Genomic DNA, 17,152 nt, shown 5'->3' with positions numbered 1-17,152 from the left:
GTCTTTCATGGACATTATGGACCATTTGAACGGGATCCTCTGGGGTCTCTTCGGTGCGCTGACGCTGGTGGAGATCTTCATCCGCTTCGGCCTGCCGGCCTTCCGCAAGGACCCGAAGAACGCCGGGTGGGTGGAGACCTTCGACTCCCTCTGGGTGGCCATGGCGGTGGCCCTGTCGCTGAAGGCGGTGCTGGTGCAGCCCTTCACCATCCCCTCGGGCTCCATGGAGGACACGCTGCTCATCAACGACTACATCCTGGTGAACAAGTACGCCTACGGTTATTCCTTCCTCAATAAGACGCCGCGGTTCCTGGAGTTCGGCAAGCCCAAGCGCCGGGATGTGGTGGTCTTCGTTTATCCGGTGGACCCCTCCAAGGACTTCATCAAGCGTTGCATCGGCATCCCCGGCGACGTGATCGAGCTGCGGAACGCCGACGTCTATGTCAACGGCGAGAAGCAGGTGGAGCCCTACGTCAAACACCTCTACACGCCCCTCATGGCGCTGGCGGTCGATGGGCCCGATTCGCTCAAGGTCAACTTCGGCCCGGTCACCGTCCAACCGGACCATTACTTCATGATGGGCGACAACCGGGACAACAGCCTGGACTCGCGCTACTGGGGCCAGGTCCCCGCCGAGAACATCAAGGGGCGGGCCTGGGTCATCTATTGGCACAGCGTCTCCATGGGCGTCTTCGTGATCCTGGGGTCCCTGTTGGTCATCCTTTACTGTCTTTTCGGCTGGGCGGGCATCCGGTTCCAGAAGACCCCGCCGTCGGATCCGGCCCTGCTGAAGGAACAGGCCCAGGCGTCCAAGAACTACCTTTACACCAGCGGCTTCTGCCTGCTCCTGGCCATTTTCATGTTCGCCCACATCGGGGCCGGCGAGTTCAAGGACAACATGAAAACGCTGAAATCCCGTATGTTCACGGTGATCAAATAAAGGTTTTCGCCGCGAAGAGGCGAAGGAAATGCGCATCCCTCAAGATCCGGGATCTTGGGATGAAATCCCTCGCGCGGTCCTTCGCTCCTTCGCCATCTTCGTCCTTTCGCGGTCCAATATTCGGGGTTTAGAGCCATGAACGCCTATCTGCACATCCCCTTCTGCACCTCCATCTGTAACTACTGCGACTTCACCTCCTTCGCGGGGATGGAGGGCCGCCTGGGTCCCTACGTGGACGCCCTGGCGAAGGAGATCGAAAACTCCGACCTGAAAGGCCCGTTGGCGACCGTTTATTTCGGCGGCGGGACGCCGTCCCTCCTGCCGCCCGCGCGTTTGGAATGGGTCCTGAAAGCGCTCCGGGACAAGGCGGGTTTCGCCCCGGACGCCGAGATCTCCATGGAAGCGAATCCAGAGACGGTGGATGGGGACAGGCTCAAGGGCTATCGGGACCTGGGTGTGAACCGCTTGAGCTTCGGCGCCCAGGCGGCCCAGAAGGAACTCCTGCGCAAGATGGGCCGGGGCCATGAGTGGGACCGGGTGGAGAAGGCTTTCGGCCAGGCCCGTTCGGCCGGATTCGGCAACATCAACCTCGACCTGATGTTCGGTTTGTCGGGCCAGACCCTGGAGATGTTCCAAAACTCGATCGAGAAGACGCTCGCCTTGGGGCCCGATCATCTTTCCCTTTACGCCCTCCAGGTCGAACCGGGAACACCCCTGGCCCAGGCGGTGGCCGAGGGATTGCCCCTTCCGTCCGAGGACCTGGTGGCGGATGAATACGCGCTCGCCCAGAAGTTCCTGGCGGAGAAGGGTTATGAACAATACGAGGTCTCCAACTTCGCGAAACCCGGCTTCCATTGCCGCCACAACCTGAACATCTGGCAGGGCGAGGATTATTGGGGCTTCGGCCTGTCGGCGGTGGGCACGGTGGGCCCCTTACGCCATGGCCACGGGGAGGACCTGGAAGGTTATATCGGTCGCGTGGGAAGGGGCGAGCCGGTGCTCGAGGTGGAGGAGCTTTCCCCCAAGACCCGGGCCTGGGAGCGGATCATGCTGGGTCTTCGCACCCGCTCGGGCGTTCCGAAGGGACCCTTGACCCAATATCTTGGGGCCCAGGCGGGATCGAGGCTGAGGCCCTTGCTGGGAGCGGGCCTTTTGGTCGAGGAAGGGGAGCGGGTCCGGGTGGCCCCCCAAGGTTATTTTGTCCTGAACGGGATATTGGAGAAGCTGGTGGTTTAAGGGCCAGCGAAAAAACGGCCCAAGTTGACTTTCGAACCTCCCTACCTATTATGAGGGGGCTCAAACCCCCTTTGACGAGGTCTTGCTTTGAATCCGTCCATTCCCGAGCGCGAAGAGAACGTCCTTTCCTCGGTCATCCATGCCTATGTGGCGACCGCCAAGCCCGTGGCCTCCCAGGCCCTGGCCGGGCGCCTGGAGGTCTCCTCCGCCACCATCCGCAACACCCTCATGGACCTGGAAAAACGCGGTTTTCTCACCCATCCCCACACCTCCTCCGGCCGGGTGCCGGTGGACCAGGGCTACCGCTTCTATGTGGACCGTTTGATGAAGGCCCGCCAAGTCACCCTGAAAGAGAAACAACAGATCGAGGCCGAATACCAAAAGGCCAAGGACGAGGTGGAGACCCTGGTGCGTCACACCGCCCGCATCCTTTCCGCCATGACCCGCCTGGCCGGGCTGGCCGTGTTCCATGTTCCGGCGGACCTGTCCCTCGACCATTTCCGCATCGTGCCCATCGATACCCGACGGGTGATGGTCATCCTGGTATTGGACCAGGGTCTGGTCCGGGAGGAATTGGTCTCCACCGACATTCCGGTGGACCCCAAGGAGGTCCTCAAGATCACCCAGATCCTGAACCGGCGTTTCGCCGGCCAATCCCTTTCGGCCATCCGCGGCCAGCTCCTGCAGGAGGCCGAATCGGCCCGGCGGGCCAAACTGGGATTGATCGAGGCCGCCCTGCAGATGGTGGACGAGGCCCTGCGTTTCAGCGCCGTTACCATCCACCTGGAAGGGGCCTCCCACTTGGCCGAACAGCCCGAATTCCACGATCCCCAACTTTTGGAGCAGGTCGTCCGGCTGGTGGAGGAGAGGTCGCCCCTGGCCTCCGTCCTGGGCCGCCAATGGGCCAAACCCGGCCTCTCGGTCGCCATCGGCCGGGAACTGCCCCAGGCTGAGCTCCGTCATTTTTCTTTCGTCCATGTTCCTTATTACTATCAAGGGAAGGTCGCGGGGGCATTGGGGGTCCTGGGGCCCACCCGCATGGCCTACGACCGGGTCTGCGGCCAACTGAGCCACATGGCCCGCCAGTTGGAAGCCGCCCTTTCCCGCCGGGGAGGCTGATGTGACCGATCCCAACCAAGAACCCGAGATCGAGATCCTATCCAGTCAAAAAGAGCGTTATGACGACGCCGGGAACGCCGCCGACATCCCGCAAGAACCTGTCCTTCCCGCCCAGGCCATCGAGGAGCTGGAGGAATGGAAGAAGAAACACGATGACGTGAAGGAACAACTGGTCTATTTGGCCGCCGACTTCGAGAACTATAAGAAGCGGATGGTCAAGGAAAGGGACGAGGACCGGAAATTCTCCGAATCCAAGCTCCTGAAGGAGTTCCTGCCGGTGGCCGACAACCTGGAGCGGGCCGTGTCGGCCCTTCCTCCCGACGACCAGGACAAGGGCCTGCTCGCCCTCAAACAAGGGGTGGAGTTGACCTTGAAGCAGTTCCATTCCCTTCTTAATTTGCATGGCGTGACGCGCATCAAGGCGCTGGGGGAAAAATTCGACCCCCGGATGCATGAAGTGATGTTCCAGGAGGAGACCGACCAGGCCCCGGACGACACGGTCCTGGAGGAACTACAGGCCGGATACCTCCTGCATGAGCGGGTGCTTCGCCCCGCGCTTGTAAAAGTCGCAAAAAACACGAAGAAAGCTTGAACCGAAGGGTTCGCGAAGGACACAGAAGTGAGGCGGAAAAATCGGGATCTTTTTCTCCGTGATCTCCGTGCCCTCCGTGGTGAAAAAGATCTTTAAGGAGCAATGATATGGCAACGAACAAAGTCCTGGGTATCGACCTGGGAACCACCAATTCCTGCATGGCCATCATGGAGGGCGGCGAGCCCAAGGTGATCGCCAATGCCGAAGGGGCCCGCACGACCCCCTCGGTCGTGGGTTTTTCCAAATCCGGGGAGAGGCTGGTCGGCCGCGTGGCCAAGAACCAGGCCATCACCAACCCGACCAATACGGTCTTCTCCATCAAGCGCTTCATGGGCCGCAAGCTCCATGACGGCGAGGTGGAAATGGACAAGAAGCTGGTCCCTTACACCTTGAAGGAAGCCTCCAACGGCGACGTGCGGGTGAACATCGACGACAAGGAATATTCGCCCCCCGAGATCTCGGCCATGATCCTGCAAAAGCTCAAGGCCGACGCGGAAGCTTATTTGGGCTCGCCGATCACCGAAGCGGTCATCACCGTGCCCGCCTATTTCAACGACGCCCAACGGCAGGCCACCAAGGACGCCGGCAAGATCGCCGGTCTCGAAGTCCTGCGCATCATCAACGAACCCACGGCCGCGGCCCTGGCCTATGGCCTGGACAAGGACAAGAAGAACGAGAAGATCGCCGTCTATGACCTGGGCGGCGGGACCTTCGACATCTCCATCCTGGAACTGGGCGACGGCGTTTTCGAGGTGAAGTCCACCAACGGGGACACCCACCTGGGCGGCGACGACTTCGACCAGCGCATCATCCAATGGCTCGTGGACGAGTTCAAAAAAGAGAGCGGCGTGGACCTGAAGAACGACCGCATGGCCCTGCAACGGCTCAAGGAAGCCGCCGAGAAGGCCAAGATCGACCTGTCCACCACCAACGAGACGGACATCAACCTGCCCTTCATCACTGCCGACGCCTCGGGCCCGAAACATCTCAACGTCAAACTTTCCCGCGCCAAGCTGGAACAGCTGGTCATGGACATGGTGGAAAAGAGCCTGGAGCCCTGCCGCAAGGCCCTCAAGGACGCCGGCCTCACCGTGGAGGAGATCCACGAAGTGGTCCTGGTGGGCGGCATGACCCGCATGCCCCTCGTCGTGAAGACCGTGAAGGACTTCTTCAAGAAGGAGCCCCACAAGGGCGTGAACCCGGACGAGGTGGTCGCCGTGGGCGCCGCCATCCAGGCGGGCGTCCTCAAAGGCGAGGTGAAGGACGTTCTGCTGCTGGACGTGACGCCGCTCTCCCTCGGGGTCGAGACCCTGGGCGGGGTGATGACCAAGGTCATCGAGCGCAACACCACCATCCCGGTCAAGAAGAGCCAGACCTTCTCGACCGCCGCCGACGGCCAAAGCACAGTCTCCATCCACGTGCTCCAGGGCGAGCGTGAGATGGCCGGCGACAACCGCACCCTGGGCCGGTTCGACCTGGTGGGCATCCCTCCCGCTCCTCGGGGAATTCCCCAGATCGAGGTGACCTTCAACATCGACGCCAACGGCATCCTGCACGTGGGCGCCAAGGACCTGGGCACGGGCAAGGAACAGTCCATCCGCATCACTCCTTCCTCCGGATTGTCGGAGGACGAGATCAAGAAGATGCAGAAAGACGCCGAGCTCCACGCCGACGAGGACAAGAAGAAGAAGGAGAAGATCGAGGCCAAGAACCACGCGGACACCCTGGCCTATTCCACCGAGAAGGCACTGAAGGATTATGGGGACAAGGTGGACGCGGACACCAAGAAGGGCATCGAGGAGAAGCTGGAGGCCCTGAAGAAGGTGCTGGCCGGCGACGACGTCGAGGCCATCAAGAAAGCGGCCGAGGAACTGTCGCAGGCTTCCATGAAGCTCGGGGAAGCCATGTACAAGGACCAAGCGGCCAAGGCCCAGGCGGGAGCCGCCCCGGGCGGTGAAGCGCCCCAGGAAGAAAAGAAGAAGGACGAGGGGGCCGTGGACGCCGAGTACGAGCCGGTGGATAAGGATAAAAAATAATTCTGAATTATGAATTCATAATTTTGAATTAAGGAAGGCGGCCGAAAGGCCGCCTTTTTTATTGTCCGAAGGACGTCTCAAAGAAGACCGTCTCAAAGCGGGGTGTTATAATCCCGTTCGCTTCTTGGCCACCAAAGGAACCTTTTTTAAATGCCTAAAAAGATCGCCATTCTCGGCTCGACGGGTTCCATCGGCATATCCACCCTCAAAGTCGTCCAAAAGCTCAAGCCCTCCTTCCAAGTCACAGGTCTCACCGCCTACCGCAACGCCAAGGAATTGGCCAAGCAGATCAAGATCTTCAAACCCAAGATGGCGGCCATCCTGGATTGGAAATTCTTTCCCGAGCTCAAGGCCCTGACCCAAGGCACCTCCACCCAGATCCTGGCGGGGGAAGAGGGATTGGTGGCGGTGGCGGGTGATTCGGGCGCGGATATGGTCCTGACCGCCATTGTGGGCGCGGCGGGGTTGAAGCCGACGCTGACCGCCATCCAAAAGGGCAAGGACATCGCCCTGGCCAACAAAGAGACCATGGTCATGGCGGGCGACGTGGTGACCAAGGCGGCCAAGAAGTCCGGTTCCAAGATATTGCCGGTCGATAGTGAACATTGCGCGGTCTTCCAATGCCTGGCGGGGGCGGGGAGCGCCTCCGAGATCCACAAGATCCTCCTGACCGCCTCGGGCGGGCCTTTCCGGAGCCTGGACAAGAAACATTTCGCCAGGATCACCCTGAAGCAGGCCCTGAACCACCCCACCTGGCGCATGGGCCCCAAGATCACCATCGATTCCGCCACCTTGATGAACAAGGGGCTGGAGGTCATCGAGGCCCACTACCTCTTCAACGCTCCCTACGACAAGATCGATATCGTCATCCATCCCGAATCCATCATCCATTCCATGGTGGAGTTCGTGGACGGGTCGGTGCTGGCCCAGTTGGGGACCACGGACATGCAGATCCCCATCCAGTACGCTTTAACCCATCCGAAACGCGCCGATTCCCCCGTGGAACGGTTGGACTTGGCCAAGGTGGGGCGCCTGCATTTCGAGCAGCCGGACCGAAAGAAATTCCCCTGCGTGGACCTGGCCTATCAGGCGGGGAAAAAAGGCGACGGATATCCGGCGGTCCTCAACGCGGCCAATGAAGTGGCGGTGAACCGGTTCTTGCGCGAGGAGATCCATTTCACCCGGATCCCCAAGATCATCGAGAAGACCCTGACAAAATACCGTCCCCTGACAAACCCCAGCCTCGATGGTATATTGAGGGCCGATCAATGGGCCCGGGCCGAAGCGGCGAGGGCCTAGATCCCCACCCAAGCCCCCCTCGGGGCCTTCAAAGCTCCCGTTACGATCCTTACACTTGGTGGGTCGAAAGTTCCTAAAGGCGAACGATGCATCTGAACGATCTTATCTACTACCTGGAAGTCCTGATCGCTTTCGAGGCGATGATCTTCATCCATGAGGGCGGCCATTACCTGGCCTGCAAGTTCTACAAGGTCGATGTCGAGGAGTTCGCCCTCGGCTTCGGCAACCTCCTTTGGTCCCGCAAGTGGAAGGGCACACTCTTTTCCATCCGCGCCTTCCCTCTGGGCGGTTTTTGCAAGCCCAAGGGCGGCGACCTGAGCGGCCAATCGGTCGAGGAGATCTACGCCAAGCCCGCCGAGCCGGGGGACTTCCTTTTCGCCTCCTGGTGGAAGCGGGTGGTCATCTTCCTGGCCGGTCCCGGCATGAACTTCGTCTCGGGTTTCCTGATCCTGGTGGCGGTCCTCATGATCGGCGAGAAGGTCTATTTCGAGAGACCGGTCCTGGGGTTCGTACCTCCGGAGAGCCTGGCCTATGACTGCGGTTTCAAGAAGGGGGACCTGCTCCTGAAGGTGGACGGAAAGCCCATCCAGGACCTTTCGGGCGACCTGGACGGGACCTATGCCAAGCTCGTCAAGGACCCTTCCGCCTCCGCCCTGTTCACCGTGGAACGGGGAAGCAAGACCCTCCAGATCCCCTTGAAGGGCGATGTCCACCCGAAGAAGTTCGGGTTCGGCCTTTATTCCTCCGCCCCCGCCGTCATCGGGGACGTTCCCTTGGGCACCCCGGCCTGGAAGGCGGGCATCCGCCCCGGCGACAAGATCCTGAGCGTGGACGGCCGCAAGGTCTCCGACTGGCTCGAACTTTCCTATGTGATCAAGAGCGGCACCAACGACCACCTGGAGCTCCAGGTGGACCGCAATGGGAAGGACTATCCGGTCTCCATCACCCGCATCTACAACGGGGACGACCACGTCATCGGCATCCAGCCCCAGCCCTCGGACAAGTTCACGGTGACACGCATGAGCTTCTTCCAGGCCGTGCCCGAGGCGGGCCTCCGGACCTATTACTTCTGCAAGAAATACCTGGAGGTCATCTGGAAGCTGGTCACCCTGAAGATGAACCTGAAGGACAACGTGGGCGGAGCGGTCACCATCTTCCGCACGCTCTACCAGAAGGCTGCCCAGGGCATCGAGGAGTTCCTCAAGACGGTCATCTCCATTTCCTTCATCCTGGGGCTGATGAACCTCCTGCCCCTGGGGATCGTGGACGGCGGGCAGATCATCCTCTGCCTCTTCGAGGCCGTGAAACGCAAACCCTTGTCGATCAAATTCCAGAACGTCTACCAGATCGCCGGTTTCACCCTAGTGGGCTGCTTGATGCTCTACGCAGTGGGTATGGATGTGTGGAACTGGGTCATGGAGAACGTGCACCGTCAGATCCCTTGATCCGGGTGGTCCCGTTGTTCTTGCGGCTTTGGGCGTAAAACTCCAGGAGGATATTCCGGATGAAACTTCACGAATACCAGGCCAAAGAGATCTTCGCGAAATACGGCCTGCCGGTCACCCCAGGCAAGGTCGTCAAGCACCTCTCGGAGGTGGATGAGGCCCTCCGGATGTTCCCGACGGGTCCCTGGGTGGTGAAGGCCCAGATCCACGCCGGCGGCCGCGGGAAGGCCGGCGGCGTCAAGCTGGCCAAGACCCCCGAGGAGGTCCGCCAGAAGGCCAGCGACATCCTGGGCATGACCCTCATCTCGCCCCAGACCGGGCCCCAAGGCAAGCAGGTGAAGAAGATCTTCATCACCCCGGCCGCCGATTACGCCAAGGAACTCTACGTCAGCGTGGTATTGGACCGAAGCACCCGTATGCCCATCGTGCTGGCCTCGGCCGAGGGCGGGACCGAGATCGAGGAACTGGCCGAGCACAAGCCCCAGGCCATCCTGCGCGTTCCCGTGGACCCCATCGAGGGACTGCATTCCTACCAGGCCCGCCAACTGCACATCAAGCTGGGCTTGCCCCAGGACAAGATCAACCAGGGAGCCTCCCTCTTCCAGAAAATGGCCAAGATCTTCATGGACCTGGACCTTTCCCTGATCGAAGTGAACCCGCTGGTGGTCCTCAAGGATGGGAACATCCACTGCCTGGACGCCAAACTGGCCTTCGAGGACAACGGCCTGCCCCGGCACAAGGAATACGAATCCTGGAGGGACCCGGACGAGGAGGACCCCCGCGAACTGGAGGCGGCCGGATACGGTCTCTCCTATATCTCGCTCGACGGCTACATCGGATGCCTGGTCAACGGGGCGGGGCTGGCCATGGCCACCGCCGACGCCATCCAGCATTTCGGCGGTTCGCCGGCCAACTTCCTGGACGTGGGCGGCAGCGCTTCCCAAAAGGCCGTGACCCAGGCCTTCAAGATCATCCTCTCCGATACCCGGGTGAAGGCCATTTTGGTCAACATCTTCGGCGGTATCGCCAAGTGCGACGTCATCGCGCAGGGCATCATCGACGCGGCCAAGGAAGTGGGCCTGAACCTGCCCCTGGTCGTGCGGCTGGAGGGCACCAACGTGGAGCAGGGCAAGAAGCTGCTGGCCCAGTCCACCTTGAAATACCAATTCGCCGCCAGCATGGATGCCGCCGCCAAAGCCGTGGTGGCTTCGGCGAAGGAGGTGCAAGCATGAGCGTCCTTCTCGACAAGAACGCCAAGGTCATCTGCCAGGGCATCACGGGCAGCGCGGGGCTCTTCCATTCCAAGGCCTGCCGCGAATACGGCACCAAGATGGTGGGAGGCGTCACGCCCGGCAAGGGCGGCAGCGAGATCGAGGGTTTCAAGGTGTTCGACACCGTCGAACAGGCGGTCGCCAAGACCGGCGCCAACACCACCATGATCTTCGTGCCGGCGCTTTTCGCGGCCGACGCCATCCTCGAGGCCGCCGCGGGCGGCATCAAGCTGATCGTGGCCATCACCGAAGGCATCCCGGCCAACGACATGGCCAAGGTGAACAAGATCCTCAAAGGCTATCCGGACGTGCGGTTGATCGGGCCCAATTGCCCCGGCATCATCACGCCGGGCGTGGCCAAGGTCGGCATCATGCCGGGCTATATCCACAAGCCCGGGAAGGTGGGCATCGTGTCCCGTTCCGGGACCCTCACCTACGAGGCGGTCTGGCAGGTCACCCAGTTGGGGCTCGGCCAGTCCACCTGCATCGGCATCGGCGGGGACCCCATCGTAGGCACCACCCACATCGACGCCATGGAGATGTTCAACAAGGACAAGGACACCAGCGCGGTCATCATGATCGGGGAGATCGGCGGCAGCAACGAGGAAGAGGCCGCCCTCTACGTGAAGAAATACATGAAGAAGCCGGTGGCCGCCTTCATCGCGGGCACCTCCGCCCCCCCGGGCAAGCGCATGGGCCATGCCGGCGCCATCGTGTCCGGCGGGAAGGGAACGGCCAAGGAGAAGATCGCGGCCCTGGAAGCGGCGGGCATCGTGGTGGCGCAAAGCCCGGGCCAGATCGGCAACGCGCTGGTCGAGGCCATGAAGGGCAAGAAGGGCGGGAAGAAGTCCGCCCCGGCCAAGAAGGGCAAAAAGAAGAAATGAATTCGGTGTCGCCAAGGCCGCTTCCCAAAAGGGAGGCGGCCTTTTTTGTTCTAGGCCAAGCTGCCCTTGAGCGCCGAAAGAATGATGAAGTTCGCCGGCCCTGTTCGGATATCAAGATCCAAGGAGAACTGGGCTAGGCAAGGCTTCCTTTTAGGGCTGAAAGAATAATGAAGTTTGCTTGGGGTCCCCAGACCTTGGCGTCGGTGCTGTTGAAGAGGGCGAAGGTCTTGGCCCCGCAGGCGGAGGCCAGGTGGGTGATGCCGCTGTCGTTGCCCATGTAGCCGCAGGAGACGGCCAAGGCCGCCGCGGCGTCCGGGAGGGGCAAAGGCTCCCGTAGGACCGTCACCCGGGGGATGTCCTGGAAGGCCTGCCGGATCTCGCCGACCCAGTCCTGTTCGGCCTCGCCCCAAAGGACCAGGATCTCCTTGTCGGTCTCGGAGGAGATCTTCTGGGCCGCTTCCCGAAAGAAGGAAAGGGGGGCGTTCTTTTGCCGGCTCCCGCTGCCGGGATGGATGACGAAAGGTCCTTTCAACGCGGCCGCCGGGACACCCAGCGTTCGGCAGACTTGAAGGCCCCTTTCGTAGAATTCGGGTGGAAGTTTGAAACGCCCATCCCGCATCTTTTCATCGATGGGCCGCCCCGGACCCAGGACCGTCTCCAGCCAAAAGTCCCCGGCCCAGCGTCCTTCCTTGAGGAATTCTTCAAAGCTCTTGGAGGGGGAATGGACCCGGATATCGGTTTGCCCCTTGAGAACGGCCATCAACCTGGGGTCCTGGTCCTTGAAGAAGAGGAAGAGGTCCCGGCATCCGGATGGAAAGGATGGGACAAGATCTTGGCCCGCGTAGAGTTTTTGAAGCAAAGGTTCCAGGGGGACGGCCGAGAGATGGGGACCCAGGAGGCTTCCCAACTGGAGGTAAGGGGAAGTCCCCGCCACGGTCACTTGGGTCAGCTTCTCCAGGACTTGAAGCGCGGGGAGGGTCAAGATGCAATCGCCGAGGCTTCCGGCGGCCAGGACCAGGGCCTGAGGTCGTTCCATGGGCGCATTATAAGCGGGAACCGTTAAAAGGTTTTTGAGTTCCCTTTAACGTGAACACCCGGGCCCCTTTTTCACCTTTTTAATAAAAGCGCTTCCAAATGATGGGCCGGGACCTTTGTTCTTTGACATGGGCCGGGACCTGCCGTATTTTTTGGTGCCTGTCTTTCCAACTCACCTGGGAGCCCCTCTCGATCTTGAAACGCCCCATCCTGACCGTCTTGTTCCTGGCCCTTTCATCCACCGCCCTTTGGGCCGCCCCCGATGAACTGCAAGTGGTGGGGAACCGTCTCCGTTCGATCAGCCAGGGTTGCACCGTCCGGCTCAAAGGCGTCAACACCGACAGTCTGGAGTTCACCACCGCCGGGCAAGGGCCTGCGGGCGGCATCACCGCGGTGGTGGCCAATGCGGTCACCCAATGGGGCTCCAACGTCATTCGCCTGCCCTTGAGCCAGGATTTTTGGTTCGGCTGCACCAATTCCAAGGTCGGTGGGAACCCGGTCAACGGGCCCAACTATCGGGCCCTGGTGGATAGCATCGTCAATTATTGCTCCAGCCAGAACGCCTACGTGATCCTCGACCTTCATTGGTCCGGGAGCCAGACCGGCGCCACGGCCCCTTGCGGGACCGGATGGGGGAACGCCACCGCCCAGCGTTACATGCCCGACGATAACAGCGTGACCTTCTGGTCCTCGGTGGCCTCCACCTACGCCAACAATCCGGCGGTGCTTTTCGACCTCTTCAACGAACCCTACGATTACGACGGGAACGGCTGGAACATCTGGCAGGCGGGGGGCACGGGGATCAGTTACGGGTACCATACCCCCGGCATGCAGGCCCTGCTCAATACGGTGCGGGCCACGGGGGCGAACAACATCGTGGTCATGGGCGGGCTGGACTACGCCTACGACCTCTCCAACGTGGACAGCTACCCCATGACCAATGTGGGCAACGGGATCGTCTATGCCACCCACATCTATCCTTTCAAGGGGAGCAACCCTTGGACCACCAACGACGGGGACAACAAGATCACCGTCGCCTCCTCCACCCACCCGATCCTCATCGGGGAATTCGGTCAGGGCAATTCCATCTCCGGCTACACCCCCAACCCGGACACCAACGGCAGCTGGGACCAGGCCCTGATGACCTGGGCCGACCTTCACGGCTACAACGCCACCGCCTGGGACATGCATTACAACTCCTGTCCCTGCCTGCTCCAGTCCGACTGGACGACGGCCACGACCTTTCACGGGGTCCCGGTCAAGAACTGGCTCGCCACCCCCGCGCCCCCTTGCCTGACCGCCACCCCGACGGTGACGCCGACCGCCACGGAAACGCCTTGCGGCTATCCGGGCAACACCTGCACGCCCACCGACACCCCCACGCCCAGCGACACACCGACCCCGACGGACACACCGCAGGCGCCTTTCCTGCCCTGGCCCAATCCCTGGGACGGCACGGGCCCCCTGAACCTGAACTACCAGAACGTCAACGGCGTGGACCAAGTGAAGCTGAAGGTCTATACCCTGGCCTTCCGGAAAGTGTTCGAGGACGACAACCTGGTCATCACCCCCGGCACCTGGAATTACCAGCTCGATTGGAACAACGCCCATTTGAACCTGGCGAACGGCCTCTATTACTTCGTGTTGACCTGGAAGAACGGGGGCAAGGAGACGAGACGGGTCATGAAGGTCATCCTGCGGCGCTAGCCCTTTGCATTTTGCCGGTCCCGGTGGCATAGTTTGGTCATCGAACCGACCGGGTGACCCCAAAAGCCGAAAACCCTGTTTTCGGCTTTTCTTTTTCCCGATCCTGAAACGGATGGAAATGCGGACCATGAAGTTGCGGACCTTTCTCCTCTTATCATTGCTGGGTCTTTCGGCCGGTGCCTCGGCCCAGACCCTGCCGGCCACCATCACCCTCAACGCGGCCGTGACCACCGCCTCCTTCGTTCCCGTCAGCCTTTTCGGGAACAACATGGCCTACTGGGTCACCAACACCAACAACCAGGCGGTGATGCCCCAGGTGCAAGCGGCGGGGAACTATTTCCTCCGTTACCCGGGCGGTTCCTCCTCGGACGATTACCATTGGAACGGGACCGGTTCCTTCGACGCCAACGGCTATTGGGTGCCCAGCGGCACCTCCTGGACCTATGGTTGGGTCGCCCGGGAAAAGTTCCGGGGCACCACCTCCAGCTACGGGACCGCTTCCAACGTGGCGGACGGGAACAACGCCACCACTTGGATGTCGAACGTCAACACCGACTTCCCGGACAAACAATGGGTCGAGTTCGATCTTCCTTCCTCCTCCACGGTCAATTCGGTGACCCTGGTCTGGGGGACCCCCTATGCCGCCTCCTTCAAGGTGCAATATTGGGCCCTGACCGGATGGCCTCCTCCCTACCAGAGCTCTCCCGAGAGCAACTGGATCACCACCTCCTCGGGCACCGTGGCGGGCTCGGGCGGTACCCAGGGGATCACCTTCACGGGCGTCGCGGCCCAATACTTCCGCGTCCTCATGACGGCCAGTTCCGCCGGGGTGAGCGGGGCCTACGCGCTGGCCGAGGCGAGGCTCTATAACGGGGCTTCCCAGGTCTCGGTGAACAATCCCTCCTCGACCGTCCAGACCCAGGTGGAGGTCTCCAGCACCGATCCGGCCGGAACGCTTCAATACACCACCAATCCCCCCGGCAGCACCGACTTCGAATCCTTCATGGGCGCCGTGACCGCCATGAGCCCCCCGGGAGTGCCCATGATCACGGTCAATTTCGGCACCGGGACCGCGTCGGAAGCCGCTTCTTGGGTCCACTACGCCAACGTGGTGAAGGGTTACGGCATCAAGTATTGGCAGGTGGGGAACGAGACGGAGGGGAACTGGGAGACGGGCGGGCCCATCAATACCCAGGACTATGTCCGGCGCTACATCCAGTATTACGACGCCATGAAGGCGGAGGACCCCTCGATCATCGTGACGGGGCCGGTGGCCGGAGGGTTCAACGGATCCTCCAACCTCTATGACGGCAAGACCGTCGTGCAGGACTTCATCGCCCTGCTCCACGCCCAAGGCAAGGACAGCTACATCAACGCCATCGACTTCCATTGGTATCCCCGGTTCGGCACCTTCACCAATGCCTCGGGCCTGGACAGCACCTCGACCATCGACACCTATCCGGCGACCCTTTCCACCTGGATGGCGGGAGTGCCCGGCGCTTCCAGCATCCCGGTCATCATGAGCGAATACAACATCGACGTCAGCGACCAGAACTTCGAGCTCCAACTGGCGGAAGGGCTCTGGGTGGCGGATGCCCTGGGCCATTTCATCAAGGGTTTCGGGAGCCGGGGTCACACCAACCTCTGGGACGTCCTGAACGGGGGAAGCGGGACCGTGAGCGCGGGCGGTGGCGACCTGGGGTACCTCAACGTGCAGAACGACGCCTACCAATACCAGCCCCACGCCAGCTACTGGGCCATGAAGATGATGGCGACCCAATGGGCCATCCCGGCGGACACCAATACCCACCAACTCATCTCCACGGGGAACAGCATCCCCGCCTCGCTGTTCGGAGCCTATGCGGATTACCGGCCCGACGGCATCCTTTCCCTGGTCGTGGTGAACAAGAGCCCGACCAACTCCTACAACACCTGGATCACGGGCATCCCCTTCACCCCCAATTCCAGCGCCACGGGCTATACCTTCAACTCCTCCAACTACCAATGGCAGACCGGCTCGTTGCCCTACCACGCGGCCCCGGACACCGCGCCTTCCACCGTCACCTTCACCGGGGTCGCCTCCTCCTTCCCCGTCACCTTCCAGCCCTATTCCATCACGGTCCTGCAATTCACCAATTCGGGCGCGCCCACCAATACCCCCACTATCACCCCGACCATCACGGCGACTCCGACCATCACCTCCACCCCCAATTACGGTCCCACGACCTTGGTCGATGATTTCGAGGATCAGGCCCGGAACGGGACCTCGCCTGCCCGCACGAACCTTTGGAACGGGACCTGGGGAACCTACCTGGACAGCGATGGGAGCTCGGTCTCGATCCAATACGGCGTGGGCCCCGGGGCCGCCGGGACCACCTACGCGGTGAAATTCGCCGGCACCATCGTGGCCAGCAACGGCTCCAACAACCCCTATTCGGGCTACAGCAGCACCCTGAGCGCCGGATGGCCCCCGACGGCCTACGATCTGAGCGGGTCCGGCATCCTGGGCCTCCAGTTCTGGATCTACGGCGACGGCCATACCTATCGCATGATGGTGGACAACCAGTCGGTGACCGACTTCGATAATTATGGTTACAACTTGACCCCTCCGGCGGGTGTCTGGACCTTCTACCAGATCCCCTTCACCAGCATGACCCGCCAGGGGTGGGGCGGGCAGACCGGACTGCCGGCCACGGAGAGCGGGACCGATATCAACGCCATCCAGTTCGCCACCTCCTTCACCGGGGCCAGCTTCAGCGTCCAATTGGACCAGATCGCTTTCTACAGCGCCGCGGGCATCGTGACCCCCACCTTCACCCCGACCCGCACTCCCACCCGGACGGCGACGAATAGCCCCACGACCACGCCCTCGGCGACCCCGACCGACAGCCCGAGCCTGACCCCGACCTCCACGCCGACCCTGACCCCGACCCTGACTTCCACTCCCACGGATAGTCCCACCTTGAGCCCGACCCCCTCGGGGACCTGGTTCACGGATACCCCCACCGACACGGCCACTTCCACGGCGACCTTCACTCCCACCTCCACGCCCTCCTCCACCCTGACCCCGACACCGACCCGAACCTCCACCCTCACCTCCACCGCCACGGCGACGCCCAGCCGCACCTTCACTCCTACGGCCACTGCGTCCTTCACGCCGACGGCCAGCTCCACCTCCACGTTGACCCCGACCTGGACCTTCACGCCGACCGTCACCCCCACCCCGACGGCCACGGTCCCCGGCAATTTGACCGGGATCCTTTTTCCGAACCCGATCCTCCAGGGGACCCAGGTGCAGTTCTATTACAACCTTCCCGCCGCCGTGGATGAGGTGAAGGTGAAGGTCTTCACCAGCGCCTTCCGGAAGATCTTCGAAGGGACGGGTCCTTCGATCCAGCCCGGGACCTATCTTTATTCCTGGGATTGGTCCGCCCGGGGCCTGGACCTGGCCAACGGCCTTTATTACCTGGTGGTGACGGCCAAAACAGGCGGCAAAGAAACACGAAAGGTGATGAAATTGTTGGTCCTGCGCTGAAATAGGGCCATTCGGCCGGGCTCCCCGCCTTGAAAGCGGGAACACCCTAACGG

At 61.8% G+C, this 17,152-nt stretch carries 12 protein-coding genes; 11 read left to right on the top strand and 1 reads right to left on the bottom strand.

Annotated elements, in window-relative coordinates; translation table 11 throughout:
• The first annotated feature begins 7 nt into the window (after positions 1 to 7).
• From lepB to sucD, 9 genes are all read left to right on the top strand, one after another.
• On the top strand, positions 8 to 940 hold the full coding sequence (gene lepB / locus VHE12_00760; protein HVZ79309.1) for a signal peptidase I: 933 nt from the start codon (positions 8 to 10) through the stop codon (positions 938 to 940).
• Positions 941 to 1,075: 135 nt separating this feature from the next.
• Entirely contained in the window at positions 1,076 to 2,176 is a 1,101-nt protein-coding gene (hemW, locus tag VHE12_00755) for a radical SAM family heme chaperone HemW (protein HVZ79308.1), read from the top strand.
• 87 nt (positions 2,177 to 2,263) lie between these two features.
• Positions 2,264 to 3,295: a heat-inducible transcriptional repressor HrcA gene (gene hrcA / locus VHE12_00750; protein ID HVZ79307.1), complete on the top strand. Its 1,032-nt coding sequence runs from the start codon at positions 2,264 to 2,266 to the stop codon at positions 3,293 to 3,295.
• Position 3,296: 1 nt separating this feature from the next.
• On the top strand, positions 3,297 to 3,887 hold the full coding sequence (gene grpE / locus VHE12_00745; GenBank protein HVZ79306.1) for a nucleotide exchange factor GrpE: 591 nt from the start codon (positions 3,297 to 3,299) through the stop codon (positions 3,885 to 3,887).
• A gap of 107 nt (positions 3,888 to 3,994) precedes the next feature.
• Complete coding sequence (gene dnaK, locus VHE12_00740) at positions 3,995 to 5,923, top strand: molecular chaperone DnaK (protein ID HVZ79305.1); 1,929 nt, start codon at positions 3,995 to 3,997, stop codon at positions 5,921 to 5,923.
• A 150-nt stretch (positions 5,924 to 6,073) separates the two neighbouring features.
• Complete coding sequence (locus VHE12_00735) at positions 6,074 to 7,222, top strand: 1-deoxy-D-xylulose-5-phosphate reductoisomerase (protein HVZ79304.1); 1,149 nt, start codon at positions 6,074 to 6,076, stop codon at positions 7,220 to 7,222.
• 86 nt (positions 7,223 to 7,308) lie between these two features.
• Positions 7,309 to 8,667, top strand: a complete 1,359-nt coding sequence (gene rseP, locus VHE12_00730) for an RIP metalloprotease RseP (GenBank protein HVZ79303.1) — start codon at positions 7,309 to 7,311, stop codon at positions 8,665 to 8,667.
• Positions 8,668 to 8,726: 59 nt separating this feature from the next.
• A complete protein-coding gene (gene sucC / locus VHE12_00725) occupies positions 8,727 to 9,899 on the top strand; it encodes an ADP-forming succinate--CoA ligase subunit beta (GenBank protein ID HVZ79302.1) in 1,173 nt (390 codons plus the stop codon).
• Complete coding sequence (gene sucD, locus VHE12_00720) at positions 9,896 to 10,822, top strand: succinate--CoA ligase subunit alpha (protein ID HVZ79301.1); 927 nt, start codon at positions 9,896 to 9,898, stop codon at positions 10,820 to 10,822. The genes sucC and sucD overlap by 4 nt, the downstream gene beginning before the upstream one ends.
• 133 nt (positions 10,823 to 10,955) lie before the next feature.
• Here sucD and VHE12_00715 read toward each other — a convergent pair whose 3' ends face one another.
• A complete protein-coding gene (locus tag VHE12_00715) occupies positions 10,956 to 11,858 on the bottom strand; it encodes a glycosyltransferase family 9 protein (protein ID HVZ79300.1) in 903 nt (300 codons plus the stop codon).
• A gap of 194 nt (positions 11,859 to 12,052) precedes the next feature.
• Here VHE12_00715 and VHE12_00710 point away from each other — a divergent pair, with 194 nt between their 5' ends.
• Both VHE12_00710 and VHE12_00705 read left to right on the top strand, forming a co-directional pair.
• Positions 12,053 to 13,564 (top strand): cellulase family glycosylhydrolase, encoded by a 1,512-nt coding sequence (locus VHE12_00710; protein ID HVZ79299.1) that lies wholly within the window; start codon positions 12,053 to 12,055, stop codon positions 13,562 to 13,564.
• A 118-nt stretch (positions 13,565 to 13,682) separates the two neighbouring features.
• Entirely contained in the window at positions 13,683 to 17,099 is a 3,417-nt protein-coding gene (locus tag VHE12_00705) for a CIA30 family protein (GenBank protein ID HVZ79298.1), read from the top strand.
• The last annotated feature ends 53 nt before the right edge of the window (positions 17,100 to 17,152 follow it).

Source organism: bacterium, assembly GCA_035549195.1.
GTDB lineage: Bacteria > Oederibacteriota > Muellerivitia > Muellerivitales > Muellerivitaceae > DASZRK01.
The sequence above is the reverse complement of the archived record's forward strand: the minus strand, read 5'-3'. Positions and strand labels throughout refer to the sequence as shown.